Below are 25733 nucleotides of genomic sequence, written 5' to 3'. Positions count from 1 at the left end.
CCCAGCCACCTGACCCGGACTGTTAAATGTCCTGCTTGTCCTCCGGCGCGCGAGGAACCTCGATCTCGGGCGTGCCCACCGGCGGCAGGAAAGCGTCGATCCACCGGGCCAGCTCCCGGAAGACCTCGACCCGGACTTCCTTTCCGGACAACGTCAGATCGTGCATGCCGCCGTCGAACCGGGCGATCGTGACCCGCGGCCCCAGCCGGGGCGCCCAGCGCACAATGTGTTCGACATCGAGCACCGAATCGGTGGTGCGCAGATCGTCGTGCCAGGCGCGGCCTCGGAACGTACGGGTGGAACAGGCGACCATGATCGGGGCGTCGATCCCCAGCCCGGCCCGCAACCGCTGCTGACCTCGGCGGATCGCCTCCAGCCAGCCGGCCGTGACCGGGAAACCGAGCACCGGCTTCCATTCCAGGTCGTATGTCCACTCGCCACGATGCTCGCTGTGCAGGCTCTGCCCGTAAAGGCCCAGCGACGCCATCGGGATTTTTCGATACGGCATCCGCCGGGTGGCCGCGATCGTCGCCGCCATGAGCGGGCGCTTCACCAGCCACGGCACGTTGAAATCGAAGAACGGGCTGTTCAGGAATAGTCCGTCGACGATGCCCCGGCCCTGCCGCGTGTGCGACCACAACGACGTGATCAGGCCGCCCGTGGAATGGCCGCCCACCAGCAACTGATCGTGGCCGTCCTGCTCGCGGATGATGCGCGCCGACTCGTCCAGCTCCGGGAAGTAGTCGGCCAGGCTGCGCGCGAAGTTCGGCGTCTGATGGGGGCGCAGGCTCCGGCCGTACTTGCGCAGATCGAGCGCGTAGAAATCCCAGCCGCGCTCGACGAAGAAGTCGGCCAGATGGGTCTGGAAGAAATAGTCCACAAAACCGTGGACGTAGAGCACGGCCCGGCGCGAGGGCCGGTCGGCCCGCCGCCGCACCAGCGTGGCCACCACCTCGCCCTCGTCGTCGCGGCCCAGGTCGATGGTGTGCCGCTCGTAAGGCGGCCCGAGGACGTCGATCTCCACGCGCCCCAGGCTACCGACCGGTACGCGCTCGCGCGCCATATCAGAAACGCCCCGGCCCGCGCCCGTTGTCCACAGGCCCCCGCGTTGTCCACAGCCCCGGCCCCGAGATCCCCCGCGCCCGGCCGCCGAGCGGGAAGCTTCCGGCCTCACCGACACACAACTGGAGGTCACAAGTGTTCGACACCAACCTCGTCGTCGTGGGCAACGTCCTGGCCGCCCCCGAATGGCGGCGTTTCGAGAGCTCCGGCTCGGTCGTCGCCAACTTCCGGATCGCGTCGACAGCGCGCCGCTTCGACCGCGAGAGCAACAGCTGGGTCGACGGCAACAGCCTGCGGGTTCGCGTCACCGCGTGGCGCAAGCTGGCCGAGGGAGTGATCTCGTCGATCTCCGTCGGCGACCCCGTGATCGTGTACGGGCGGCTCTACACCCGCGACTGGAAGGATGACGACGGCAACCCCCGGATCACGTACGAGATGGAGGCGTATTCGATCGGTCATGACCTCGCCCGGGGTCAGGGCAGCTTCACGCGCAACCGCAACACCGCCGGGCCGGGCGCGAGCACGCCCGAAGAGTCCGCGGAGGAGTTGTTCGCCGTTGATGAGGCGCCGGCCTTCGCCGAGGTATCGGACGTCGCTCCCGACTCCGCTCCCGACTCCGATTCCGAAAGTGGGCCGGGTGACGTGCCGTCCGACGAGGAGATCGCGCTGGAGGTGGAGCGGCTGACCGCCGAGCAGCCCGCCCCGGCGCGGCGGGCCCGACGCACAAGGAAGGAGTCCGTCTCCGCCTGACCCCGGCCCGGTGGCCCGGCCGTCGCGCGGCGGCCGGACCGCCCCGGGCTGAATCGTTCCCACCGGGGACGAGTACGACGGACGGATGACACGGCCCCCCGAATGGGGTGGTCCGATCGTGCCCACGTATTCGGCCGCCCGGCCGACCTGCCCGGTTGGTCCCCGGGCAGGGTCGACCGGCAGACTGGGGCGCGTGCTGTTGAAGGAGATCCGCGCGATCGCGGACGAGACACTGGTGCTCGCCCCGCACGACCAGGACACCGAGACCGCCAACACCAGCTGGTTCGGCGCACCGCCGCACGAGCGCATGGGCCTGTCGGCCGAGGAGGTGGTCAACGCCTTCGAGGAGACGGTCACGCAACTGCGCGGCCAGGTCGCCGGCATGGGGCATGCCGGGCCGGCGACGTTCTATGTGTGGCACGACCTGCAGGCGGGGCAGCTGCGCTGCTCGACGGCCTCGTGCGGGCGTGACGAGCTGCCGTTCACCGAGAAATACCGGGCGACGGAGGATCTGCGGGCCATCGTCGTCGAGTTCCTGGAGGACCGGGCGCCGGGCGCGATCGTCTGGGGTGAGTTCGACCCGGTGCCGATCCCGGACGGCCCCGACGCGGGGTCGCCGGAAATCCCGGTATGGGTCTGCGACCTGCGCGCATGATCGACTGACCGGACCAGCAAGGCTCACTGAAAGGATCCAAGGCGTGGCGGGGGCGGGGGCGGGGCCCTGGACAGGGTCCTTGATCGGGTACGCGGCCCGCGGAGCGGGATCTTCGGCTCGGGCGGCGGGTCGAGTGGCCGGGACGGCGGGTCGAGTGGCTGGGACGGCGGCGCGAGTGGCTGGGACGGCGGCGAGCCTGGCCGGCACGGCGGGGCGATCCTGGGGGAGAGCGGCAATCCGGCCCGGTACGGCGGACGCGGCCGGGCTGGCGGCGGGCTACCTGCTCGACGCCGTGTTCGGGGATCCCCGTCGGTTTCACCCGGTGGCCGGGTTCGGAACGGCCGCGGCGGCCCTCGAGAAGCGGATCTACCGCGACAACCGGGTCGCCGGGACGGCGTTCACGGCGATCGCGGTCGGGGCTCCGGCCCTGGTCGGGGTGGTGGCGGCCGCGGCCACCAAGCGGGCGCCGCTGGCCCGGACCGCGCTGGTGGCCGGCGTCACGTGGACTGTCCTGGGCGGGCGGACCCTGCGGCGGGAATCGCGCATCATGGCCGAGCACCTGGCCGGCGACGATCTCGACGCGGCGCGGGGGCGGCTCAACCATCTGTGCGGGCGGGATCCGTCGGGGCTGGACGAGCTCGAGCTGGCCCGGGCGACCGTGGAGTCAGTGGCCGAGAACACGTCCGATGCAGTGGTTGCGCCGCTGGTCTGGGGTGGCCTGTTCGGGTTGCCGGGGCTTCTCGCCTATCGGGCCGCCAACACGCTCGACGCGATGGTCGGGCACCGGTCGGCCCGTTATGCCCGGTTCGGCACGGCGTCGGCGCGGCTCGACGACGGGCTCAATCTGGTGCCGTCGCGGCTGACGGGGATTTTGACCGTGGCGGCCGCGCCGGTGGCGGGTGGGTCGCCGCGGGAGACGTTGCGGGTGTGGCGGCGCGATCGCAACGATCATCCGTCGCCCAATGCCGGGCAGTGCGAGTCGGCCATGGCGGGGGCGCTGGGGGTCCGGCTGGGTGGGCGAAATGTCTACTTCGGACGTAGTGAGACCAGGCCCTTTCTCGGGGACGGGCCGCGGCCGTCGGCCGTTCACCTGCGCCGGGCCGCCCGCGCCTCGGGCACGGTCGGTCTCGCCGCCGCCGGCATAGCGGTGAGCCTGGCGGCGCTGCGCGGAGCCGTGCGGCGATGAGCAGCGGGGCGATGAGCAGCGGGGCGATGAGCAGCGGGGCGATGAGCAGCGGGGCGATGAGCAGCGGGTCTGACGGCGCTGCGAAAAGTCGTGGCGGGTTGCTGGTCGCCGGCACCACCTCGGATGCGGGGAAGAGCATTCTCACCGCGGGCATCTGCCGCTGGCTGCGCCGCCGCGGGGTGAAGGTGGCCCCGTTCAAGGCGCAGAACATGTCGAACAACTCGGTGGTCGTCGTCGGCCCGGACGGTCGCGGCGGGGAGATCGGGCGGGCGCAGGCGATGCAGGCCGCGGCGGCCGGCGTGACGCCTGACCTGCGGTTCAATCCGGTGCTGCTCAAGCCGGGCAGCGACCGGTCGAGTCAGGTCGTGCTGCTCGGTGAGGCGATCGACACGGTCACCGCCGGCAACTATCGCTCGATGAAGCCGCGGCTGGCCGAGACCGCGTACGCCGCCCTGGCCGAGCTGCGTACGGAATATGACGCCGTGATCTGTGAGGGCGCCGGCAGCCCGGCCGAGATCAATCTGCGCGACGGCGACTTCGTCAACATGGGCCTGGCCCGGCACGCGAACTTCCCGGCGATCGTGGTCGGCGACATCGACCGCGGCGGCGTCTTCGCGGCCTTCCTCGGCACGGTCGCCCTGCTCAGCGAGGACGATCAGGCGCTGATCGCCGGCTTCGTGATCAACAAGTTCCGGGGCAGCCTGGAGATCCTCCGGCCCGGCCTCGACATGATCGCCGCCACCACGGGCCGATCGGTCCTCGGTGTTCTGCCGTTCGAGGAGGGCGTCGGGGTCGACGGCGAAGACTCACTCTCGTACGCGTCAAATCGGACACTGAGCAGCACGGGCCCGCGCGGGACCGAGTGGCTGAGGGTGGCTGTCGTCCGGCTGCCGCGAATCTCCAACGCCACCGACGCCGAGGCCCTGGCCGCCGAGCCGGGGGTGCGTGTGCGCCTGACCACCGACCCCGCCGAGCTCGTCGACGCCGATCTGGTGGTGATCCCGGGCTCGAAGGCGACGGTCTCCGACCTGGCCTGGTTGCGGGACACGGGCCTGGCGGGGGCGATCGAGGCGCACGCGGCCGCCGGGAAACCGTTGCTCGGCATCTGCGGCGGCTTCCAGATGCTCGCCGAGTCGATCCACGACGAGGTCGAGAGCGGCCGGGGTCGCGTACGGGGGCTGGGTCTGCTGCCCGTAGAGATCACTTTTGAGCGGGTCAAGACACTCACGCGCTCGATCGGTGCGGCCCTCGACGCGCCCGTCTCCGGTTACGAGATCCACCACGGCGTCGTCACGAGATCGAGTTCCCAACCCCTGCTCCGGTATGCCGATGGCCGCCCCGAGGGTGCCGTCGAGCGCAACGTCTTCGGCACCCACTGGCACGGCGCCTTCGAGTCCGACGAGTTCCGGCGCCGCTTCCTGACCGAGGCCGCGCGCCAGGCCGGCCGGAGCGGGTTCACCGTCGCTGCGGGCACGAGCTTCACCGCCGTACGGGAAACCGCTCTTGATCTTCTGGGTGACCTGGTCGAGGAGCATCTCGACACCGGCGCGCTGCTGCGGTTGATCGAGCAGGGCCCGGCCGAGGGGCTGCCGTTCCTGCCTCCGGGGGCTCCCGCGCGTGGCTGAGCAGTCGTTTCGCGAGCTGGCGACGTTCGTACGGGGGCTGAAGCCGCGCCTGGGCCGCACCCGCCTGATCGCCGTCGACGGGCCGAGCGGCGCGGGGAAGACCCGGTTCGCCGATCAGCTCGCCGCGGCGCTGGCCTGCCCGATTGTGCACACCGACGACCTGCTCAACGGGTGGGACGACCAGTTCACCTTCTGGACGCGGCTGGAAGAAAAAGTGCTGGCTCCGCTGCGCGAGGGTGAGCCGGCCACCTACCGGCCGTACAACTGGGTCAAAGGCGATTTTTCCGGTACGCCGGTGACGGTGCACGCCGCGGAAGCCGTGCTGCTGGAGGGGGTGAGTGCGGCCCGGCGCGACATTCGTCCCGAACTGACCCTGGCCGTTTTTGTGGACGCGCCGGCCGGACTTCGCTGGGAACGCGCGATCGCCCGCGACGGGGACGACACTCTTGCTTATCGGAAGTACCTTGGGCGCTGGCGGGCCGCCGAGGACCGGCACTTCGCCGCGGACGAGACGGCCGAGCACGCCGACCTGATCGTCGACGGTGCGACACAGGCCGCAGAGGGATATTTCTCGAAGGGGTGGGCACGATGACCGACGAAGAGAACCGCCCGGTACGCCGGCGGATCACCCTGACCGGCATCAGCTCGCGGGCCTGGGAACATCCGGCCGACCGCGGCGCGCTGACCGCCCTGCGCGAGCTGCGCGGCTTCGACGACGTGGTCAAGACGTTCTTCGGCATGTGGAACGAGCGCGGCTTCCGGCTGCAGTTCCTGGCCGGGGCGATCCGCGTCGACCACCGGCAGTATCCGCGGGTCTACCAGCGCTTCACCGAGGCCGCGACCACCCTCGACGTGGTCGAGCTGCCCGAGCTCTACGTCAGTCAGGATCCCATCATCAACGGGTCCGCGATCGGCCTCGACAAGCCGTTCATCGTGATCACGACGGGCGCGCTGGAGCGGCTGGACGACGACGAGCTGCGCGCGATGCTGGGCCACGAGATCGGCCACGTCCGCAGCGGCCACGCGGTCTACAAGACGATCATGATGATCCTCACCCGCTGGGCCGCCAACCTGAGCTGGCTGCCCGTCGGCGCGATCGCGCTGCGGGCCATCATCGCGGCGATGTTCGAGTGGTGGCGCAAGGCCGAGCTCTCGGCCGACCGCGCCGGGCTGCTCGCCGGTCAGGATCCGGCCGCCTCGACCCGCCTGCTGATGAAGCTGGCCGGCGGCGGCGACCTGTCGCAGATCGACACGGCGGCCTTCCTCGAGCAGGCCGCGGAGTACGAGAGCGGCGGCGACCTGCGCGACAGCATCCACAAGATCGGCATGACGGCGTGGAGCACCCACCCGTTCCCCGTGGCCCGGGCCAACGAGCTGCGCAAGTGGGTCGACTCGGGGGCGTACGCGGAGATTCTCGGTGGCGACTACCCGCGCCGCGACTCCGACGGCGACGCCTCGGTGACCGACGACGTGAAGGCCGCCGCCAACTCGTACCGGGAGACCTTCAACAATTCGCAGGATCCGCTCGTCGGTCTGCTCCGCAAGCTCGGCGACGGCGCGGCTGACCTGGCCGGATCGGCCGCGCGGGGCGCCCGGGGCTGGATGGGCGACGCGTCGCGCCGCAACCGTCAGGACGACGAAGGCAACTGAACGACCCCTAGGATCACTCATATGAGCTTGAGTGAGACCGACCTGCGTGCCGCCATCGCGCGCGAGATGCCCGGAGTCCGTGCCGACCTGGAAGCGTTGGTTCGCATTCCGGGCATCGCCTTCGAGGGCTTCGACCACTCGCAGGTCGAGCGGTCGGCCGAGGCGGTGGCCGAGCTGCTGCGCGGCTGCGGGCTCGACACGCAGATCGTGCGGCGCGGCGGCCAGCCCGCCGTGATCGGTCGCAAGGCCGCCCCCGAGGGCGCGCCGACAGTCATGCTCTACGCCCACCACGACGTGCAGCCCACGGGCGACCCGGCGTTGTGGAGCAGCGACCCGTTCGAGCCCGTCGAGCGGGACGGCCGGCTCTACGGGCGCGGCGCCGCCGACGACAAGGCCGGCGTGATGGCCCACGTCGCCGCGCTGCGGGCCTTCGGCGACCAGCTGCCCGTCGGCGTGGTCGTCTTCGTCGAGGGCGAGGAGGAGTTCGGCTCCTTCTCGCTCGACGCGATCATCGAGGAGTTCCGTGAGGAGCTGCGCTCCGACGTGATCGTGATCGCCGACTCCGGCAACTGGGACATCGGGCAGCCCGCCCTGACCACCTCGCTGCGCGGCCTGGTCAACCTGTTCGCCGAGGTCCGCGTGCTCAAGAGCGCCGTGCACAGCGGCATGTTCGGCGGCCCGGTGCCCGACGCCCTGACCACGCTGGCCCGCCTGCTCTCGACCCTGCACGACGAGAGCGGCGAGGTCGCCGTCGACGGGCTCGTCGGCCGCGAGGGCGCGAGCGTCGACTATCCGGCCGACCGGTTCCGGCACGAGGCGGGCATGCTCGACGGCGTCGAGCTGATCGGCAAGGGCTCGATCACCGACCGCATCTGGACCAAGCCGTCGATCTCGGTGCTCGGCATCGACGCGCCCCGCACGTTCGAGGCGGCCAACGCCCTGCAGCCCACGGCCAAAGCCAAGATCTCCGTACGGCTGGCGCCCGGCGACGACCCCAAGTCGGCCTACGCGGCCGTCCGCGCCCACCTCGAGAAGCACGTGCCGTGGGGCGCGCAGGTCGAGGTGACCTTCGAGGCCGACGGTTCGCCCTGCGTGATCGACGCGACCGGCCCGGTGTTCGATGCCGCGCGGGCCGCGTTCCGCTCGGCGTGGGACGGCACCGAACCGGTCGACATGGGCGTGGGCGGCTCGATCCCGTTCATCGCCACCTTCCAGGAGCTCTTCCCGCAGGCCGCGATCCTGGTCACCGGCGTCGAGGACCCTTACTCGGCGGCCCACGGCCCGGACGAGAGCCTGCACCTCGGCGAGTTCGAGCGCGTCTGCGTCGCCGAAGCCCTGCTCCTCAAGAACGTGGCGGAGAACTCGACTTCGAAGTAGGGAGCGGCCGATGGCCGAGCTGTCGTGTGACGTGCTGGTGGCGGGTGCGGGCCCGACGGGGCTGATGCTCGCCAACTGGCTGGTCAAACTCGGGGTCGACGTGATCGTGGCGGACGGCAAGGAGGGGCCCACGCGCGAGTCGCGGGCCCTGGTCGTCCAGGCCCGCAGCCTCGAGATCTACGACCAGCTCGGCCTGGGCGACCAGGTGCTCGACGCCGCCCACCGGGCCGACGCGGTGGCGCCCGGCTTCCTCGACCGGGCGTTCGGGCGCGTCCCGCTCGGCCCGCTCGGCGGCGACGTCAGCCCACACCCGTTCATCGAGGTCCTCGAGCAGAGCCGCAACGAGGAGATCCTCTACGAGAACCTGCAGAAGCTCGGCGCCGGCGTGCGCTGGGAGACGCCGATCACGGCCGTCAAGCAGGTCGAGGAGGGCATCGAGGCCAAGGTCGGCAACGACACCGTCCGGGCCCGCTTCTGCGTCGGCTGCGACGGGTCGAACTCGGCGGTCCGCAAGGCGCGGCGCATCGCCTTCGAGGGCGTCACCAACCCGCACCGCTTCTACGTCATCGACGCGCTGGGCGTCGGCGGCCTGGTGGAGAACGCGATCAACGTACGCCCGGGCAAGTCCGACTTCCTGCTCGGCTTCCCGATGCGCGGCCGCAACGCGTGGCGCCTGATCGGGCTCGTGCGCGACGACGACGGCGACGGGCGGCTCACCGAGGAGGACGTGCGCCCGCGGATCAAGGACTTCGCGGTCACGTACGCCGAGTCGCGCTGGTTCGCGACGTACAAGGTGCACCACCGGGTCGCGGCGACGTTCCGTGACGGGCCGTTCTTCCTCGCCGGTGACGCCGCCCACGTGCACTCGCCGGTCGGCGGCCAGGGCATGAACACCGGCCTGCAGGACGCGCACAACCTGGCCTTCAAGCTGGCCGACGTGCTGCAGGGCCGCCGCAAGGACGCCTGGCTCGACCGCTACGAGGCCGAGCGCCGCCCGGTCGCCCGCACGCTGGTGGCCACGACCGACCGCCTCTTCGGGGCGATCACCTCGCAGCGGCCGCTGTTCCGCACGCTGCGCCGGATCTTCGTGCCGCTGGCGGCGCCGGTCGGGGTGCGGTTCCTGCCCCGCGCCTCGGGCGGCTCGCGGCTGTTCCAATACGTCTCGCAGACCCGCATCCACTACTGGATGACGCCTAACGCGCAGGCCGCGGCCGGTGGACGGCGCGATCCCGTGGTGGGGCGGCGGCTGCCCTGGGCCGGCGGCAACTTCGCGGTGCTGCGCGACCTGCGGTGGCAGATTCACGCGTACGGCGGAGTGGCCGCCTCGGACGTGCCCGACCTGGGCGTGGCCGTGCACGTCTTCCCGCCCGCGCCGCCGGCCTCCGGCCTGGCCTCGGGGCGGCTCTATCTGGTGCGTCCGGACGGATTTGTGGCCGCCGAGGCCGGGCTGGACGAGGCGGCCGGGGTCTTTCCGGCCCTGATGCGGGGCTGAGTCACGCTGCGTCTCGGGCGGCCCGTCACCCAGAGCAAACCGGTGCGGGGCGCGATCTCGTCCTGTTAGGATATCGAACATGCGTTCGAACGATCTCCCCGCCACGGTGTCCTTGGTGGTGCGGCCGAAGCTGGCCGGGCCGCGCAACACGATCGATCGCCTGCGCTCCCATGACCGTCTCGAGGCCATCGCCCGGCTGCGGTTCGCCGTCCGCGCCATGGACGAGGTCGACGTCTCCGACTGGCCCGAAGGCGCCCTCACCGACCATCTCGAGGAGCTGTCGGCCACGCTGTGCGAGATCGACGCTCAGCTCTCCCGGGTGGCCGACGCCGTCCGGGCCCGCGGCTTCCGCATCTCCGAGCCGCGAGCCGCCTGAGCGCTCCGCTCCTCTTCGCCCCGGCGGCGATCTTCGGGGCGAAAATGTCAGGGGGTGCTGCCAGGATGTGTTGGTGCGATTCCTGGATCTGGCGGCGACCTCGACGGCCGTCGCGGCGACCTCCGGGCGCAAGGCGAAGGTCGAGTTGCTGGCCGACGCGTTGCGCCGGCTCGAGCCCGGCGAGATCGGTCCCGGCTCGGCCTATCTCGCGGGCGAGCTGCGCCAGCGGCAGACCGGCGTGGGTTATGCGAGCCTGCGCGAGCGACCCGCCCCTGCGGCCGAGCCCACGCTCACGGTGGCCGCGGTCGACACGCTGATCGCCGAGATCTCCGTCGTCGCCGGGGCCGGCTCGCAGGCCCGGCGGCGCGAGCTGGTGGCCGCCCTGTTCGGCGCGGCCACGGCCGACGAGCAACGCCTGCTCGTCGGGTTGTTCAGCGGCGAGCTGCGCCAGGGGGCCCAGGCCGGGCTGCTGGCCGACGCGATCGCCAAGGCGGCCGAGGTGCCGCTGACTGCGGTGCGCCGGGCGCTGCTGCTCTCCGGCGATCTCAAACAGGTCGCCGTGGCCGCGCTCGGTGGCGGCGCGGCCGCCCTGGCCGAGATCCATCTGCGGGTCGGCACCCCGCTCACCCCGATGCTGGCCCAGAGCGCGCCCGACGTCGGCGCCGCCCTGCTGGCCACCGGCATGCCCGCGACTGTCGACGTGAAGCTCGACGGCATCCGCATCCAGGTGCACCGCTCCGGCGACGACGTGACCGTCTTCACCCGCAGCCTCGACGACATCACCGCCCGCATGCCCGAGGTGGTCGAGGCCGTCCGCAAGCTTCCGCTGCGCGAGGCGGTGCTCGACGGCGAGGCGATGACGCTCGACGCCTCGGGCCGCCCGCGGCCGTTCCAGGAGACTTCAAGCCGGGCCGCCACTCGGGGCACGGCCGCCGCGCGCCGCAAGTCGGCCGCCGCCGCCCAGTCCGCCGCGCCCGCCGCCCAGTCCGCCGCGACCGCCGTCCAGTCCGCCGCGCCCGCCGACTCGGACGCGACCGCTGGCTTCGACGCGACCGCCAGCTCCGATGCGACCGCCGGCTCCGACGCGGCCGTCGGTCCTGAAGCTGTCGGTGGCTCGGGTGGCGCGGCCCGGCCCGGTGATCAACTGGCGCTGGTGCCGTTCTTCTTCGACATCCTCCACCTCGACGGTGTCGACCTGATCGACGAGCCGGGCCACGTCCGCTGGCAGGCGCTGGCCGACGCGCTGCCCGCCGACCTGATCGTCGGCCGCACGACCGTGACCAGCGAGGAGGAGGCCGCCGCGGCCTTCGCCGCCGCGCTCGCGGCCGGGCAGGAGGGCGTGGTCATCAAGGCGGCCGAGGCGCCGTACGACGTGGGCCGCCGCGGCTCGGCCTGGGTCAAGGTCAAACCCCGGCACACCCTCGACCTCGTAGTGCTGGCCGTCGAGTGGGGGCACGGCCGGCGCAAGGGCTGGCTGTCCAACCTGCATCTGGGTGCGCGCGACCCCGAGACGGGCGGGTTCGTGATGCTCGGCAAGACGTTCAAGGGCCTGACCGACGAGTTGCTGCGCTGGCAGACCGAGCGCTTCCAGGAGCTGGCGACCGGCGACGACGGCTGGGTGGTGCGGGTGCGGCCTGTGCAGGTGGTCGAGATCGCCTTCGACGGCGTGCAGACGTCCCCGCGCTATCCCGGCGGCGTGGCCCTGCGGTTCGCCCGGGTGCTGCGCTATCGCGACGACAAGCCGGCCACCGAGGCCGACACGATCGACACGGTCCGCGCGATCGGAGGCCACGCCACACCCGAGTAGAACAAGGTCGAGCGGCGCGCCAGACCGGTCTGTGCGGTCAGGCCTGGTCGGTTCCGCCCCGGGCCGCGGCCTCGCGGGCACGGTCGGCATCCGAGACGCGGTCACCCTGCGTCGCCTTCGCGGCGGCCCGCTTGCGATCCGCCTCCTCGACCCGGTCACCCGACGCGGCCGCACGCCGCCGGTCGGCCTCTTCCACGCGATCACCTGAAGCCGCACGCCGCCGGTCGGGCTTTTCCACGCGATCACCTGAAGCCGCACGCCGCCGGTCGGCCTCTTCCACGCGGTCGCCTGAAGCCGCGCGCCGCCGGTCGGCCTCCTCGACCCGGTCGCCGACGGGGGCGCGGGCCGGTGTGGCCGGTGACCGCGCCGGTGCGGGCCCCTTCGCCTCCTTGCGGGCGTAATACCCATAGGCGGCCAGAGCCATCAGCGCGAACAGCCACCACTGCACCGCATACCCCCCGTTCTGCCACGAGTCCTCGTGGTCGATCGGGATGCGCGTGAAGGCCGTATCGGCCGCCGGCGTCTGGGTGGTGAGCAGCACATAAGCCCCGTACACCGGGTAGGGCATTTCCGGCGCGAGCCTGGGCAGGGAGATCCGCCGGGTGTCGAGCCGCCCGTTGCGCTGCTCGATCGCCGCGGGTCGGCTTTCCGACAGGTGCACCTGGCCGACCACCGTCACCGGGCCGCTCGGCGCGGGCGGCACCTCGGGCGCGGCCAGGGCCCCGCCGGCGGGCGCCGGCACCCAGCCCCGGTCGACCAGCACGGCCGTGCCGTCCGCCAGCACGAGCGGCGTCACGATCTCGAAGCCCACGTCCCCGTCGACCGTGCGGCCCCGCGCCTGGATCTCGTGGGCCGGGTCGTAGCGCCCGCTCACGGTCACCTTTGTCCAGGCCAGGTCCTTGCCGGGGGCCGCGCCGGCCACGCCCGCGGTGGCCGGCCGGGTCAGCACCGAGGTGAGCGGGACGGCGGCTACCGAATCGGCGGCGTCGATGCGATCGTTGATCGCGCTGCGCTCCTCGTAGCGCCGCAGCTGCCAGTTGCCGAGCATCACCATCACCAACGCCGCCGCCACGGCCAGCGCGGCCGCGGCGAGCCAGCGGGGGCTCAGCAGGAAGCGGTACACGCAACGAGGCTACCCGTCGCCCTGCTGGCCGGCGCCCGCGCCGGGTACTGTCCCACTCCGGCAGTCGACAGCAGGCGATACACGCACCGGGAGAGTCATTGATGAGCGCCCAGCCCCGCCTGGTCGTGAGCGCCCCCGCCTCGGGGCACGGCAAGACCGCGATCGCGGTCGGCCTGCTCGCGGCGTGCGCGGCTCGGGGCATCCCGGCGGCCGGGTTCAAGGTCGGCCCGGATCACACCGACGCCGCCTATCTCGGTCTCGCCGCCGGCCGCCCCGGTCGCAACCTCGATCCGCGGCTGGTCGGCGCCCAGCGCATTGCTCCGCTTTTCCTGCACGGCTCCTCGGGCGCGCAGCTGTCGGTGATCGAGGGCGCGATGGGCCTGTTCGACTCGCTGACCGGCCAGCCCGAGATCGACGGGACGGCCGCGGTCGCCGCCGTGCTGCACGCCCCGGTCGTGCTGGTCGTCGATGTGGCGTCGATGGGGCATTCCCTGGCCGCCCTGGTGCACGGCTTCCGCATGTTCGACGAGATGGTGCACCTGGGCGGGGTGATCCTCAACCGGGTCGCGTCGCCGCGGCACGAGCAGATGCTGCGTACCGCCCTCGACGACATCGGCATGCCGGTGCTGGGCGCGCTGCGCCGCGGTGACCTGCCCAATGTGCTGCCCGCGCGCTCGCACGGCCCGGTGCCGGTGGCCCACCGTACGGTCGAGGCGAGCCGGGCCGTGCGCCGGCTGGGCGAGGCCGTCGGCGCCGGTCTCGACATCGACCGCATCATGGCGCTGGCGAATTCCGCGCCCCCGCTGCCAGGCCCGATCTGGACGCCGGGGGAGGCGGCCGGCGGCGAGGCGTTCGAGCAGCGTCCGGTGGTCGCGCTGGCCGGCGGCCCGGGCGCCCCTTTCACGTACGTCGAGACGGCCGAGCTGCTCACCGCGGCCGGCGCCGACGTGGCAGTGGTCGACCCGTTGCGCGACGAGTGCCTGCCCGCGGGCACCCGGGCCCTGATCGTCGGGGGCGGCCTGCCCGAGGGCTATGCGGAGGAGCTGTCGGCCAACCGCCGGCTGTGCAACGCGGTGGCCCAGTTCGCCGCCGACGGCTGGCCGGTGATCGCCGAGGGGGTGGCGCTGCCGTGGCTGGGCCGTGACCTCGACGGCCGGCCGATGTGCGCCGTCCTCGACATCACGGCGGAGACCGGCGAGCAGACCGTGGCCGGCTATCGCGAGGCGACCGCGCCGACCACCTCGCCGCTGGCCCCGGCCGGCGCCCGCATCACCGGTTACAAACAGCACCGGGCGATCGTCACGCCGCGTGCCGGCGCCGTCCCCGCCTGGACCTGGTCGGGCGGCAACCCCGAGGGCTTCGTCTGGCGGCAGGTGCACGCCTCGCAGCTGGGCCTGCACTGGGCGGCCGCGCCCGAGATCGCCAAGCGGGTCGTCTCGGCCGCCATGGCGGGACCGGCGCCGCTGCTGCCGCCCGTCCCCGTGCGGCCGGTGCAGCCTCCGGCGCAACTCGAGCCGAAGCCGAATCTCAGTGACACGGTAGACATCACCACGTCCTGAAATGCAAGATCGACATGCGGAAATGCGCGCTGCCGGGAAGCATCCGTGAAAACGCCCTTCGGCGAGCGAGAAACTGTCGTACCCCGGCCGTAACGTGGGGTTAACAGGTACGACGCGAAGGAGGATGGCCGTGGCCGATCGTGTTCCTCTGGATTTCGACCCTCCGGTCCGTGGGCTGCGGGCACTGTTGCTCGGCGTCGACGACGGCGAGCTGTCGAATCCCACGCCCTGTCCCGAGTGGACAGTCGCCACCCTTCTCGACCATTTGATGGGTCTGTCGGTGGCCTTCACCCAGGCCGCCCACAAGCGCTTCAGCGCCGCCGAGACGACGTCGGCGCCCGTCCCCTCCGCCCAGCATCTGAGCCGGCATTGGCGCAGCCGCCTGCCCGTCCTGCTCGAAGACCTGGCCACGGCGTGGAAGGATCCCGCCGCCTGGACGGGCACGTCGCAGGCGGGCGGCGTCACCATGCCGGCCGCCGCGCTGGGCCACGTCGCGATGAGCGAGCTGATCATGCACAGCTGGGATCTCGCCCGCGGCACCGGTCAGGAATACTTCGCCGACCCGCGCACCCTCGAGCCGCTCATCGAGTTCCTGTCCGGCGGCCCCGCCGAGGGCACGCCCGGCCTGTTCGGCCCGGTCGTGCCCGTCGACGACGAGGCCACCCTGCTCGACCAGGCCCTGGCCCTGGCCGGCCGCGACGCCAAGTGGCGCCCGCCGCCCCGGCGCCGGGCCGCGGCGGCCTAGTCGCCCTGCTCGTCGTCCCGTTCGTCGTCCCGCTCGCTGTCGTAGTCGCTGTCCCGATCGCGGTCGCGGTCACGGTCCCGCCAGCGCGAGACGAGGTCGTCCGAGGGCGGGGTGAACTTCGCCTTCGGCTGGCCCTTCAACGCGTCCTTCAACGTCTCCGCGACAGTGAATTTCGAGGTGGTCGAGCGGTTCGAGCCGACGTTCTTCTCCGGGTTGTCGGGGTCGGCGACGAAGGCGGCCGCGGCCAGCTGCGGGGTGAAGCCGCAGAACCAGGCGCTCTTGTTGCTGTCCGTCGTGCCGCTCTTGCCGGCCACCGGGCGCTTCAAGGTGCCGTAGACCATCTCGGAGGTGCCCCAGCCGCCGCAGCCGCCCCGGGCCGCGCCGTAGCCGGTGACGCAGCGGGCGGCGTCGGTGGCCGCGCGAGCCACGTCGGCACTGACCGCGCGGTGGCAGCGCGGGGCCGCGATCACCTTCCCCTTGAAGGTCGCGTCCTTCCCGTCCCTGGTCTTGATCGCCCGTACGGGCAGGGGTTCGCAGTAGTTGCCCTCGGCGGCCAGGGTGGCGAAGACGTTGGCCATCTCGATCGGCGTGACGTCGCTGACCCCCAGCGTGAACGCGCCCCACCCCGAGGCGTGCTCGGGCGAGGCCAGCTTGCGGTCGATGTCGGTGCGCCAGCGCAGCCCCAGCCGCTCGGCCATCTTGACCGCCTTGTCCGCCCCGACCTTCTGCTCGAGCTGCACGAAGTACGTGTTGACCGACTTGCCGAAGCCGCTCCACATGGTCTGATCGCCGGTCATCGACGCCGTCGAGTTCTTCGGGCACCAGTGCACCCCGCAGGTCGCCGGTCCGGGCGCGGTGATGTATTTTGAGTAGAACCGCTGCGGGCTGTAGTACGACGTGCTCAGCGGCATCCCCTCGTCGAGCGCGGCCAGCATCGTGAAGATCTTGAAGGTCGAGCCCGCCTGGTAGCCGGCCATCGAGCCCCCGCCGAGCAGCGGGTTCACCGTGTTCGGATAGTTGCCCTTGAGCTTGCGGAAGCGGCTGTGCTTCTCGTTGTCCCGCTGGTCGAGCGAGTAGCGCCGGTTGACCGCCATGCTCACCACCCGGCCGGTGTTCGGCTCGATGATCACCTGGCCGTGCGCGATCCGGCTGCGCCGCTTCTCCTTGTCGAGGATGTGCTTCATCGCCGACGCCTGCACCTTGGGGTCGATCGAGGTGACGATCCGGTAGCCGCCGCGCCGCAGGTTCTCCTCGCGCTCCATCGGGTTGCTGCCGAAGGCGGGCTGCTCCTTCCACCACGACTTCAGGTAGTCGCAGAAGAAGCCCCAGTCGTTGTGCTTGCCGGCGATGCTGATGCAGTCGTTCGGTGGCGCGCTCAGCTTGAGCTTGATCGGCTCGCGCTTGGCCTGGGCGGCCTGCTGCGGCGTGATCGCCTTGATCTTGAGCATCTGGTCGATCACGTAGTTGCGCCGGCTCGTCGCGGCCTGCCGGTCCTGGGTCGCCGGGTCGTAGGCCGACGGCGCCTTGACCAGGCCCGCCAGCAGCGCGGCCTCGTTCAGGTCGAGGTCCCGGGGCAGCTTGGAGAAGAAGACCTGAGAGGCGGCGAAGATCCCGTACGCCCGGTGGCCGTAGTACGCCGCGTTGAGGTAGCGCTCGAGGATCTCCTGCTTCGACATGCGCTTCTCGAGCTCGATGGCCATCCGCATCTCCCGCAGTTTGCGCTGGGTCGTCTGCTCGGTGGCCTCCAGCGCCTCCTTCGGGGTCTGCGCGCCGTCCCGCAGCGCCATCCGCACGTACTGCATGGTCAGCGTCGACGCGCCCTGCGAGACCCCGCCCGCCTTCTGGTTGGCCACGAACGCGCGGGCCACGCCCTTGGCGTCGACGCCGTTGTGCTCGTAGAAGCGGGTGTCCTCGGACGCGACGATCGCCTGCGTGATGTACGGCGACATGTCGGCGATCTTGATCGGCTTCCGATGCTCCTCGTAGAACATCGTCAGCAGCGTCCGGTTGTCCTTGGCGTACACGTAGGTGGTCTGGGCCGTGGGCACCTCGATCAACTCTTCGGGCAGGCTCTGCAGAGCCTCGGTGCCCGCCTTGACGCCGAGACCGGCGAGGGCGGCTAGGGGGTAGGCGAGACCGGCGATCACGAGACCCGCGATCAGGCCGGCACGGACGAGGGGAGCGACTTTTCCGGCTGCCACCATATGAAGGTATGACAAAACTATTCATGACCGGACGGATCGGCCGAAAGTAAGACGCCGATCGGGTCGGGCATGCTGAGGCCATGACTGTCGACCTCGGCCATCACGGCGACACGGAGGTGGGCGCCGGACTGATCGATCTGGCGGTCAACGTGCGTCACGAGCCCATGCCGGCATGGCTCGCCGAGCCCCTCCGGGAGTCGCTGGGCGGCCTCGCGGCCTATCCCGACGCCACCGAGGCGACCGCCGCCGTGGCCGCCCGGCACGGCCGCGACCCGTCCGAGGTGCTGCTGACCGCGGGCGCGGCCCAGGCCTTCGTGCTGCTGGCCCAGGCCCTGCGCGACGCCCGGCGCCCGGTCGTGGTGCATCCGCAGTTCACCGAGCCCGAGGCCGCCCTGCGCAACGCCGGCCACACCGTCGAGCGGGTGCTGCTGCGCGAGGAGGACGGGTTCCGCCTCGACGCGTCGCTCGTGCCCGCCCAGGCCGACCTGGTCTTCGTCGGCAACCCCACCAACCCGACCTCGGTGCTGCACCCGGCGGCCGAGATCGCCCGGCTCGCCCGGCCCGGCCGCGTGCTGGTCGTCGACGAGGCGTTCTCGGACACGACCTGTCGCGACGGCGTGGCGGGGGAGCCGGAGTCGCTGGCGGGCCGGGCCGACCTGCCCGGCCTGGTCGTGCTGCGCAGCCTGACCAAGACGTGGGGGCTGGCCGGCCTGCGCATCGGCTATCTGCTCGGCCCGGCCGACTTGCTGCCCCGCCTGGCCGCCGCGCAGCCGCTCTGGGCCGTCTCGACGCCCGCGCTGGCCGCCGCCATCGCCTGCGCCTCGCCGGTCGCGGTCGAGGCCGAACGGGTGATCGCGACCCGCCTCGCGGCCGAGCGCGCGCACCTGGTGCGACGGCTCCGGCACGTGCCGAACCTCACGGTCGCGGGCGATCCGGCCAGTGCCTTCGTTTCCGTACGCCTCCCCGGCGCCGACAAAATCCGCCTTGAGCTGCGGGAACGGGGTTATGCCGTGCGCCGCGGCGACACCTTTCCCGGGCTGGGCGCCGACTGGCTGCGGATCGCGGTGCGCGACACTGCCACCACCGACGCTTTCGTCGACACCCTGACCACCGTGCTGGAGGAGCGCTTGTGACCGCCGTCCTGGAGGAGACCCTCGCCGCGATCCGGCCCGCCGACGAGCAGGCCATGGCCGCCGCCCGCGATCACCAGGCCCGCCTGACCAAGCCGGCCGGCTCGCTGGGTGCGCTCGAGGAGCTTTCCGTACGCCTCTCCGGCCTCGCCGGCGTCTGCCCGCCGCCCCTGCCCACCCCGGCCACGGTGGCCGTCTTCGCCGGTGACCACGGCGTGCACGCTCAGGGCGTCACCCCCTGGCCGCAGGAGGTCACCGCCCAGATGGTGGCCAACTTCGTGGCCGGCGGCGCGGTCGTCAACGCGTTCGCCCGGCAGGCCGGGGCCGACGTGATGGTCGTCGACGTCGGCGTGGCCGTCCCGCTGCACGGCGGGGCCACCCTGCTCGACGCGAACGTGCGCCGCGGCACGGCCGACCTGTCGGTGGGCCCGGCGCTGACCCGCGAGGAGGCGCTGGCCGCCCTCGAGGTCGGCGTCGGCGTGGCCCGGGCGCTGGTCACCTCGGGCGCGAAATGCCTGCTCACCGGCGACATGGGCATCGCCAACACGACCCCCGCGGCCGCCCTGATCGCCGTCTTCACCGGCAGCGACCCGGCCGCCGCGACCGGCCGCGGCACCGGCATCGACGACGCCATGCTCGCGCACAAGGTCGACGTCGTGCGGCGCGCGCTCGCCCTGCACGCGCCCGACCCGGCCGACCCGCTCGGCGTGCTCGCCGCGGTCGGCGGGCTCGAACACGCCGCGCTGACCGGCTTCATCCTCGGCGCGGCGGCCGAGCGCGTCCCCGCGATCGTCGACGGCGTGATCGCCGCCTCGGCGGCCCTGGCCGCCGCCGCGTTCGCCCCCGACTCGGTGGCCGCGATGGTCGCCGGTCACCGCTCGGCCGAGCCCGGGGCCTCCGTCGCGCTGGCCCACCTGGGCCTCGAGCCCCTGCTCGACCTGGGCATGCGCCTGGGTGAGGGCAGCGGCGCCGCGCTGGCGCTGCCGGTCGTCCAGGCCGCCGTGCGGGTGCTGCACGAGGTCGCCACGTTCGACTCGGCCGGAGTGTCGGAGAAATGAGCATCTACCCCCTCGGGCTCAAGCTGGCCGGCCGCCGCGTGCTGGTCGTCGGTGGCGGCGCCGTGGCCACCCGCCGGGTGCCCGCCCTGCTCGCCGCGGGCGCGGTCGTCGACATCGTCTCGCCCGAGCTCACCCCGGCCCTGCGCGGCCAGGTCGACGCCGGGCGGGCGAGCTGGAGCGAGCGCCGGTTCACCCCGGCCGACGTCGACGGCGCCTGGCTGGTGCACGTGGCGATCGACGACCCGGCCGCGGCCGAGCAGGTCAGCGCGGCGGCCGAGGAGCGCCGGGTCTTCTGCGTACGGGCTGACGACCGTGACGCGGCGACGGCCTGGACCCCCGCCGTGACCCGGCAGGGGCAGGTCACCGTGGCCGTGACCGACGGCGGCGACCGGCGGCGCGCGATGGCCGTCCGCGACCTGGTCGCCCACGCCCTCGAGAGCAGCCCGCCGGTCGCCGGCGAGCACAAGGGCGTGGCGCTGGTCGGCTCCGGGCCCGGCGACCCCGAGCTGATCACCGTGAAGGGTCGCCGCCTGCTGGCCGCGGCCGACGTCGTGGTGGCCGACCGGCTCGTGCCCGGCCTGCTGCTGGGCGAGCTGCGGCCCGAGGTGGAGTTCGTCGACGCCGCCAAGATCCCGTACGGGCCGGCCGCGGCGCAGGAGGAGATCAACCGGATCCTGGTCGAGCGCGCGCTCGAGGGGAAGTTCGTGGTGCGGCTCAAGGGCGGCGACCCGTTCGTCTTCGGCCGCGGCGGCGAGGAGGCGATCGCTTGTGCCGCGGCCGGGGTGCCGGTGCTCGTCGTCCCCGGCGTGACCAGCTCGATCGCCGCGCCCGCGCTGGCCGGCATCCCGGTCACCCACCGCGGCGTCGCGCACGAGTTCACCGTGGTCAGCGGGCACATCCCGCCCGAGCACGCCGACTCGCTGGTCGACTGGGCGGCCCTGGCCCGGCTGCGCGGCACCCTGGTCGTGCTGATGGGCCTGAAGAACCTGAGCAAGATCGCCGACCGGCTGATCGCCGAGGGCCGCTCCGCCGACACCCCCGCCGCGGTCGTGCAGGAGGGCTCCACGAGCCACCAGCGCTCGCTGCGCAGCACGCTCGGCCAGGTGGCGGGGGCGGTCGCCGAGGCCGGCATCAGGCCGCCGGCGGTCGTGGTGATCGGCGAGGTCGTGCACGCAGCGGTATAGAACGGTCACTATCTGGGTAGGTCGTTCGGCATGGACGAACGGCCTCAGATAACGCTGACAGCAACGGTGCTGGACGCGCCCGACGCGCGCGAGCTGGCCGCTTTCTACCAACGCCTGCTGGGCTGGTCGGCGACTCAGGAGGAAGACGACTGGGTCGTGCTGGCCGCTCCGGGCGGCGGCGCCGGGTTGTCGTTCCAGACCGAGAAGCTCTACACGCGTCCCGTCTGGCCGGCCCGCGTGGGGGCGCCCCAGATGGCCATGCACCTCGACATCCGGGTCGAGGATCTGGAGTCGGCGTGCGCGCACGCGACCAGGGCCGGCGCCACCCTCGCCGACTTCCAGCCCCAGGAGAACGTCCGGGTCTTCCTCGACCCGGACGGCCATCCCTTCTGTCTTTACGTCGACTGAGGCGCCGGTTCGCGGCCCTCGGCGGCCACCTCGAGCGCCTCCAGGAACGTTTGGGCCCACTGGGCCACGTCGTGCGTGCGCAGGTGCCGCTGCATCACGCGCATCCGCCGCTTCAGCTCGGCCGGCTCCGTCCCGACCGCCCGCAGCAGCGCGTCCTTCACGCCGTCGGGGTCGTGCGGGTTGCACAGGAACGACTGCCGCAGCTCGGTCGCCGCGCCCGCGAACTCGCTGAGCACCAGCGCCCCGCCCGTGTCGGCGCGGCAGGCGACGTATTCCTTGGCGACCAGGTTCATGCCGTCGCGCAGGGGCGTCACCATCATCACGTCGGCCGCCACGTACATCGCCGCCAGCTCCTGCTTGCTGTACGACTGGTGCAGGTAGTGCACGGCCGGCACGCCGACCCGGCCGAACTCGCCGTTGATCCGCCCGACCTCGCGCTCGACCTTGACCCGCAGCGTCTGATAGTGCTCGACGCGCTCGCGGCTCGGGGTCGCCACCTGCACCATCACCGCGTCGCCGACCTTGAGCTTGCCGTCGGCCAGCAGCTCGCGGAACGCCTTGAGCCGCAGCTCGATGCCCTTGGTGTAGTCGAGCCGGTCGACGCCCAGGATGATCGTCTTGGGGTCGCCCAGCTCGGCCCGGATCTCCTTGGCCCGGGCCTGCACCTTGGGGTCGGCCGCGAGGCGCTCCATCTCCTTGGTGTCGATGCTGATCGGGAACGCGCCCGCCTTGACCTTGCGCCCGTCGACCTGGATCGACTGGCCCTCGTAGCGCAGGCCGAGCAGGTGCCGGGCCAGCCGGACGAAGTTCTGCGCCGCGAGCCGCTGCTGGAAGCCGACCAGGTCGGAGCCGAGCAGGCCGCGCAGCACCTCGGCCCGGAAGGGCATCTGCATGAACAGCTCGATGGGCGGGAACGGGATGTGCAGGAAGAACCCGATCTTGAGGTCGGGCCGGAGCTCGCGCAGCATGGCCGGCACCAGCTGGAGCTGGTAATCCTGCACCCAGACGGTCGCGCCGTCGTCGGCGACCTTGGCCGCGGCCTCGGCGAAACGCTGGTTGACCAGGCGATACGTCTCACGCCAGCGCCGCTTGTAAACCGGGGTCTCGACGGCGTCGTGATAGAGCGGCCAGATGGTCGCGTTGGACTGGCCCTCGTAATAGCGCTCCAGCTCCTCGGCGCTCAACGGCACCGGGTGGATCCGGATGCCCTCCAGCTCGAACGGGTCGGGCGCCTCACCGGTGCCACCGGCCCACCCGATCCAGGTGCCACCGTGCTCGGTGAGCACCGGGTGCAGCGCTGTGACCAGGCCACCCGGACTCGTGCGCCACTGACGCTCCCCGTCCGGGGTCGTTACCTCATCGACGGGCAGACGGTTGGCGACTACGACGAAGGAACTTCGTTCGGCCACGCTGAGTGCACCTCCGGGTCGTTTCTGTCCCCCCTGTGAGCCTACTGTGCGTAGCAGCACGGGGCGTGCCCAGTGTCTGCCGCCGCCGATGGACCTCGGTGGCGGCCGGGTGCCATTCTGGGCGCGTGACACCGTCTGCTGATCTTTCCCCGCCCCGGCGGCCGATCTTCTTTCCTGTGGTCATTGCCACGGTTTTCTTGACGATCATCGCCATGGCGGGCGGCTACATCCTTGCCGAGCAGCAGCGGGGCACCGAGCGCGCGAGCGGCGGGGGAGCGCTCCCGAGCACCGAGCAGACCACGTCGTCCAGGCCCCCGTTCACGCCGCCCGGCCCGTTCTGTCTGCAGGCAGCGCGCGACATGGCCAAGCAGGAGAACTTCCACAACGATCTCTGGCAGGTGCTCAAGGTGCACGTCGACCGGACCAACAGCACGATCTGGATCTGCACCGATGTTCAGGGGCGGCTGTTCTACCAGGGCTGGACGAACGTCGACCAGGACCTCGAGCAGGGCAAGAACGGCCTGTTCCTGCCGGAGGTGGAAGAGGTCGGGAAGGACAGCTACAAGGTCACGGCGGCCAACGGGAACGTCATCGAGGTCTCCTCGTCCCGGTTGACCGTGACCTTCGCCAGCGGCAAGGAGACGCAGCGCGACAAGGCCCGCGTCATCAAGTGACGGGGGAATCCGGCGGGCCCGGCCGGGGTTGTTGAAAGCGGCCGGCGAGCGACCTGGAAAGATTGCGTCTGCATTCTGCGACTCATCCGGCACCATTCAGCTTGAATTCATCGATCACGGAGGTAGGGCGCACCGTGGCCCAGTTCATCTACGTCCTGGAAAAGGCGCGCAAGGCGCACGGCGACAAGGTCGTGCTCGACAACGTGACGCTGAACTTCCTGCCGGGCGCCAAGATCGGCGTCGTCGGCCCGAACGGCGCCGGTAAGTCCACCCTGCTCAAGGTCATGGCCGGCGTCGAGACGCTGAGCAACGGCGAGGCCCGGCTGATGCCCGGCTACACCGTCGGCATGCTCGCTCAGGAGCCCCCTCTCAACGAGGAGAAGACCGTCCTCGGCAACATCGAGGAGGCCGTCGCCGAGACCAAGGCGAAGCTCGAGCGGTTCAACAAGATCGCCGAGGAGATGGCGACCGACTACACCGACGAGCTCATGGAAGAGATGGGCAAGCTCCAAGAGGAGCTCGACAACGTCAACGCCTGGGATCTCGACTCCCAGCTCGAGCTGGCGATGGACGCGCTGCGCTGCCCGCCCCCGGACGCCGACGTCACCCAGCTCTCCGGTGGTGAGCGCCGCCGCGTCGCGCTCTGCAAGCTGCTGCTCGAGGCGCCCGACCTGCTGCTGCTCGACGAGCCCACCAACCACCTGGACGCCGAGAGCGTGCACTGGCTGGAGCAGCACCTCGCCAAGTACGCGGGCACCGTCATCGCCATCACCCACGACCGGTACTTCCTGGACAACGTGGCCAACTGGATCCTCGAGCTCGACCGCGGGCGCACCTACCCGTACGAGGGCAACTACTCGACCTATCTCGACAAGAAGGCCCAGCGCCTGGCGGTCGAGGGTCGCAAGGACGCCAAGCTCAAGCGGCGCCTCACCGAGGAGCTCGAGTGGGTGCGGTCCAACGCGAAGGCCCGCCAGACCAAGAGCAAGGCCCGCCTCGACCGCTACGAGGAGATGGCCAGCGAGGCCGAGAAGACCCGCAAGCTCGACTTCGAGGAGATCCAGATCCCGCCGGGCCCGCGCCTGGGCAACACGGTCATCGAGACCAAGGATCTGACCAAGGGCTTCGACGGCCGTACGCTGATCGACCACCTGTCGTTCTCGCTGCCGCGCAACGGCATCGTCGGCATCATCGGCCCGAACGGCGTCGGCAAGACCACGCTGTTCAAGACCATCGTCGGGCTCGAGCAGCCGGATGACGGCACGGTGCGGGTCGGCGAGACGGTCCAGCTGTCGTACGTGGACCAGAGCCGCGAGGGCCTGATGGGCGACCAGACGGTGTGGGAGGTCGTCTCCGACGGTCTCGACCACCTGATGGTCGGCAAGGTCGAGATGCCGTCCCGGGCGTACGTGGCGGCGTTCGGCTTCAAGGGACCCGACCAGCAGAAGCCGGTCAAGGTGCTCTCCGGCGGCGAGCGCAACCGGCTCAACCTCGCGCTGACGCTGAAGATCGGCGGCAACGTGATCCTGCTCGACGAGCCGACCAACGACCTCGACGTCGAGACCCTGGGCAGCCTGGAGAACGCGCTGCTCGAGTTCCCGGGCTGCGCCGTGGTCATCTCCCACGACCGGATGTTCCTCGACCGGGTCGCCACTCACATGCTCGCGTGGGAGGGCACCGACGAGGACCCCGACAAGTGGTTCTGGTTCGAGGGCAACTTCGAGGCGTACGAGAAGAACAAGATCGACCGGCTCGGCGCCGAGGCCGCCCGTCCGCACCGCGTGACCTACCGCAAGCTCACGCGTGACTAAAAGATTCGTGCATGACGTAGCCCTGCGTTGGTCCGACATGGATGCGTACGGGCACGTCAATAACGCGCGCTTCCTCACCCTGTACGAGGAGGCGCGCGTCGCCATGTTCTTCGTCGGCGCCCGCCAGCACGGCCTGGGGTCGTTCGAGGAGGGCATCGTCATCGCCCGCCACGAGATCGACTACTTACGTCCGGTTGATTACGGCACTGAGCCTTCTGGGGCGACGGAGTCGCCGCGCGTACGGGTCGAGATGTGGATCTCCGAGCAGCGCGCGGCCGCGTTCACGGTCTCGTACGAGCTGTACGACGACGGCGTGCTGGCCAGCCGGGCCCGTTCGGTCTGCGTGCCCTACAACCTGGCCAACGGGCACCCGCGGCGGCTCAGCGAGGCCGAGCGCGACTTCCTGCGGCCCTATCTCGAGGTGGCCCCATGACGTCGCGCGGTCGGT

Annotated in this window: 23 protein-coding genes; 19 read left to right on the top strand and 4 right to left on the bottom strand. The window is 71.6% G+C overall.

Annotated features, from left to right (window positions below):
• Positions 1-22 precede the first annotated feature (22 nt).
• On the bottom strand, positions 23-1024 hold the full coding sequence (locus tag JKJ07_RS39380) for an alpha/beta hydrolase (RefSeq protein ID WP_202997114.1): 1002 nt from the start codon (positions 1022-1024) through the stop codon (positions 23-25).
• 173 nt (positions 1025-1197) lie between these two features.
• Here JKJ07_RS39380 and JKJ07_RS39375 point away from each other — a divergent pair, with 173 nt between their 5' ends.
• The 10 genes from JKJ07_RS39375 (at position 1198) to JKJ07_RS39330 (ending at position 11980) form a co-directional block, all read left to right on the top strand.
• Complete coding sequence (locus JKJ07_RS39375) at positions 1198-1812, top strand: single-stranded DNA-binding protein (RefSeq protein WP_202997113.1); 615 nt, start codon at positions 1198-1200, stop codon at positions 1810-1812.
• A 193-nt stretch (positions 1813-2005) separates the two neighbouring features.
• Complete coding sequence (locus JKJ07_RS39370; RefSeq protein WP_202997112.1) at positions 2006-2467, top strand: hypothetical protein; 462 nt, start codon at positions 2006-2008, stop codon at positions 2465-2467.
• Between the two features lie 235 nt (positions 2468-2702).
• Entirely contained in the window at positions 2703-3653 is a 951-nt protein-coding gene (locus JKJ07_RS39365; RefSeq protein ID WP_202997344.1) for a cobalamin biosynthesis protein, read from the top strand.
• A 41-nt stretch (positions 3654-3694) separates the two neighbouring features.
• Positions 3695-5278, top strand: coding sequence for a cobyric acid synthase (locus tag JKJ07_RS39360; RefSeq protein WP_202997343.1), 1584 nt, complete (start codon positions 3695-3697; stop codon positions 5276-5278).
• Positions 5271-5870, top strand: a complete 600-nt coding sequence (locus JKJ07_RS39355) for a uridine kinase family protein (RefSeq protein WP_202997111.1) — start codon at positions 5271-5273, stop codon at positions 5868-5870. The genes JKJ07_RS39360 and JKJ07_RS39355 overlap by 8 nt, the downstream gene beginning before the upstream one ends.
• Entirely contained in the window at positions 5867-6928 is a 1062-nt protein-coding gene (locus JKJ07_RS39350) for a M48 family metallopeptidase (RefSeq protein WP_202997110.1), read from the top strand. The genes JKJ07_RS39355 and JKJ07_RS39350 overlap by 4 nt, the downstream gene beginning before the upstream one ends.
• Before the next feature lie 21 nt (positions 6929-6949).
• Complete coding sequence (locus tag JKJ07_RS39345; RefSeq protein WP_202997109.1) at positions 6950-8305, top strand: dipeptidase; 1356 nt, start codon at positions 6950-6952, stop codon at positions 8303-8305.
• A 10-nt stretch (positions 8306-8315) separates the two neighbouring features.
• Positions 8316-9797: an FAD-dependent monooxygenase gene (locus JKJ07_RS39340; RefSeq protein ID WP_202997108.1), complete on the top strand. Its 1482-nt coding sequence runs from the start codon at positions 8316-8318 to the stop codon at positions 9795-9797.
• A 79-nt stretch (positions 9798-9876) separates the two neighbouring features.
• A complete protein-coding gene (locus tag JKJ07_RS39335; protein WP_202997376.1) occupies positions 9877-10173 on the top strand; it encodes a hypothetical protein in 297 nt (98 codons plus the stop codon).
• A 73-nt stretch (positions 10174-10246) separates the two neighbouring features.
• A complete protein-coding gene (locus JKJ07_RS39330) occupies positions 10247-11980 on the top strand; it encodes an ATP-dependent DNA ligase (protein WP_202997107.1) in 1734 nt (577 codons plus the stop codon).
• A gap of 37 nt (positions 11981-12017) precedes the next feature.
• Here JKJ07_RS39330 and JKJ07_RS39325 read toward each other — a convergent pair whose 3' ends face one another.
• Positions 12018-13103 carry an SURF1 family cytochrome oxidase biogenesis protein gene (locus tag JKJ07_RS39325; RefSeq protein WP_202997106.1) on the bottom strand — a complete coding sequence of 362 codons (1086 nt, stop codon included), beginning with the start codon at positions 13101-13103 and terminating at the stop codon, positions 12018-12020.
• Positions 13104-13204: 101 nt separating this feature from the next.
• Between JKJ07_RS39325 and JKJ07_RS39320 the strand changes: the two genes are divergently transcribed.
• Together JKJ07_RS39320 and JKJ07_RS39315 are read left to right on the top strand one after the other, a co-directional pair.
• Positions 13205-14662 carry a cobyrinic acid a,c-diamide synthase CobB gene (locus JKJ07_RS39320; protein ID WP_202997105.1) on the top strand — a complete coding sequence of 486 codons (1458 nt, stop codon included), beginning with the start codon at positions 13205-13207 and terminating at the stop codon, positions 14660-14662.
• Positions 14663-14786: 124 nt separating this feature from the next.
• Positions 14787-15407: a TIGR03086 family metal-binding protein gene (locus JKJ07_RS39315; RefSeq protein ID WP_236030673.1), complete on the top strand. Its 621-nt coding sequence runs from the start codon at positions 14787-14789 to the stop codon at positions 15405-15407.
• On the opposite strand, the gene JKJ07_RS39310 is transcribed toward JKJ07_RS39315, so the two are convergent.
• Complete coding sequence (locus tag JKJ07_RS39310) at positions 15404-17626, bottom strand: transglycosylase domain-containing protein (protein ID WP_202997103.1); 2223 nt, start codon at positions 17624-17626, stop codon at positions 15404-15406. The two genes, JKJ07_RS39315 and JKJ07_RS39310, sit on opposite strands and share 4 nt — an antisense overlap.
• A gap of 65 nt (positions 17627-17691) precedes the next feature.
• Here JKJ07_RS39310 and cobC point away from each other — a divergent pair, with 65 nt between their 5' ends.
• Genes cobC through JKJ07_RS39290 form a run of 4 tightly spaced genes read left to right on the top strand, consistent with a single transcriptional unit; the run spans position 17692 to position 21391 of the window.
• Positions 17692-18744: an Rv2231c family histidinol phosphate aminotransferase CobC gene (cobC, locus tag JKJ07_RS39305; protein WP_202997102.1), complete on the top strand. Its 1053-nt coding sequence runs from the start codon at positions 17692-17694 to the stop codon at positions 18742-18744.
• Positions 18741-19799 (top strand): nicotinate-nucleotide--dimethylbenzimidazole phosphoribosyltransferase, encoded by a 1059-nt coding sequence (gene cobT / locus JKJ07_RS39300; RefSeq protein ID WP_307834640.1) that lies wholly within the window; start codon positions 18741-18743, stop codon positions 19797-19799. The genes cobC and cobT overlap by 4 nt, the downstream gene beginning before the upstream one ends.
• A complete protein-coding gene (cobA, locus tag JKJ07_RS39295; protein ID WP_202997101.1) occupies positions 19796-20983 on the top strand; it encodes a uroporphyrinogen-III C-methyltransferase in 1188 nt (395 codons plus the stop codon). Before cobT ends, cobA begins: the two co-directional genes overlap by 4 nt.
• Before the next feature lie 30 nt (positions 20984-21013).
• Positions 21014-21391, top strand: coding sequence for a VOC family protein (locus JKJ07_RS39290; protein WP_202997100.1), 378 nt, complete (start codon positions 21014-21016; stop codon positions 21389-21391).
• On the opposite strand, the gene JKJ07_RS39285 is transcribed toward JKJ07_RS39290, so the two are convergent.
• A complete protein-coding gene (locus JKJ07_RS39285) occupies positions 21379-22800 on the bottom strand; it encodes an alpha,alpha-trehalose-phosphate synthase (UDP-forming) (RefSeq protein ID WP_202997099.1) in 1422 nt (473 codons plus the stop codon). The two genes, JKJ07_RS39290 and JKJ07_RS39285, sit on opposite strands and share 13 nt — an antisense overlap.
• Before the next feature lie 176 nt (positions 22801-22976).
• Between JKJ07_RS39285 and JKJ07_RS39280 the strand changes: the two genes are divergently transcribed.
• The 3 genes from JKJ07_RS39280 (at position 22977) to JKJ07_RS39270 (ending at position 25718) form a co-directional block, all read left to right on the top strand.
• Positions 22977-23474: a hypothetical protein gene (locus JKJ07_RS39280; protein WP_202997098.1), complete on the top strand. Its 498-nt coding sequence runs from the start codon at positions 22977-22979 to the stop codon at positions 23472-23474.
• Positions 23475-23608: 134 nt separating this feature from the next.
• Positions 23609-25285, top strand: a complete 1677-nt coding sequence (ettA, locus tag JKJ07_RS39275; protein WP_202997097.1) for an energy-dependent translational throttle protein EttA — start codon at positions 23609-23611, stop codon at positions 25283-25285.
• Positions 25278-25718, top strand: coding sequence for an acyl-CoA thioesterase (locus JKJ07_RS39270; RefSeq protein ID WP_202997096.1), 441 nt, complete (start codon positions 25278-25280; stop codon positions 25716-25718). Before ettA ends, JKJ07_RS39270 begins: the two co-directional genes overlap by 8 nt.
• The last annotated feature ends 15 nt before the right edge of the window (positions 25719-25733 follow it).

Origin of the sequence: Paractinoplanes lichenicola, from assembly GCF_016785085.1 — a bacterium.
In the GTDB taxonomy this organism is placed as follows: domain Bacteria; phylum Actinomycetota; class Actinomycetes; order Mycobacteriales; family Micromonosporaceae; genus Actinoplanes; species Actinoplanes lichenicola.
The sequence above is the reverse complement of the archived record's forward strand: the minus strand, read 5'-3'. Positions and strand labels throughout refer to the sequence as shown.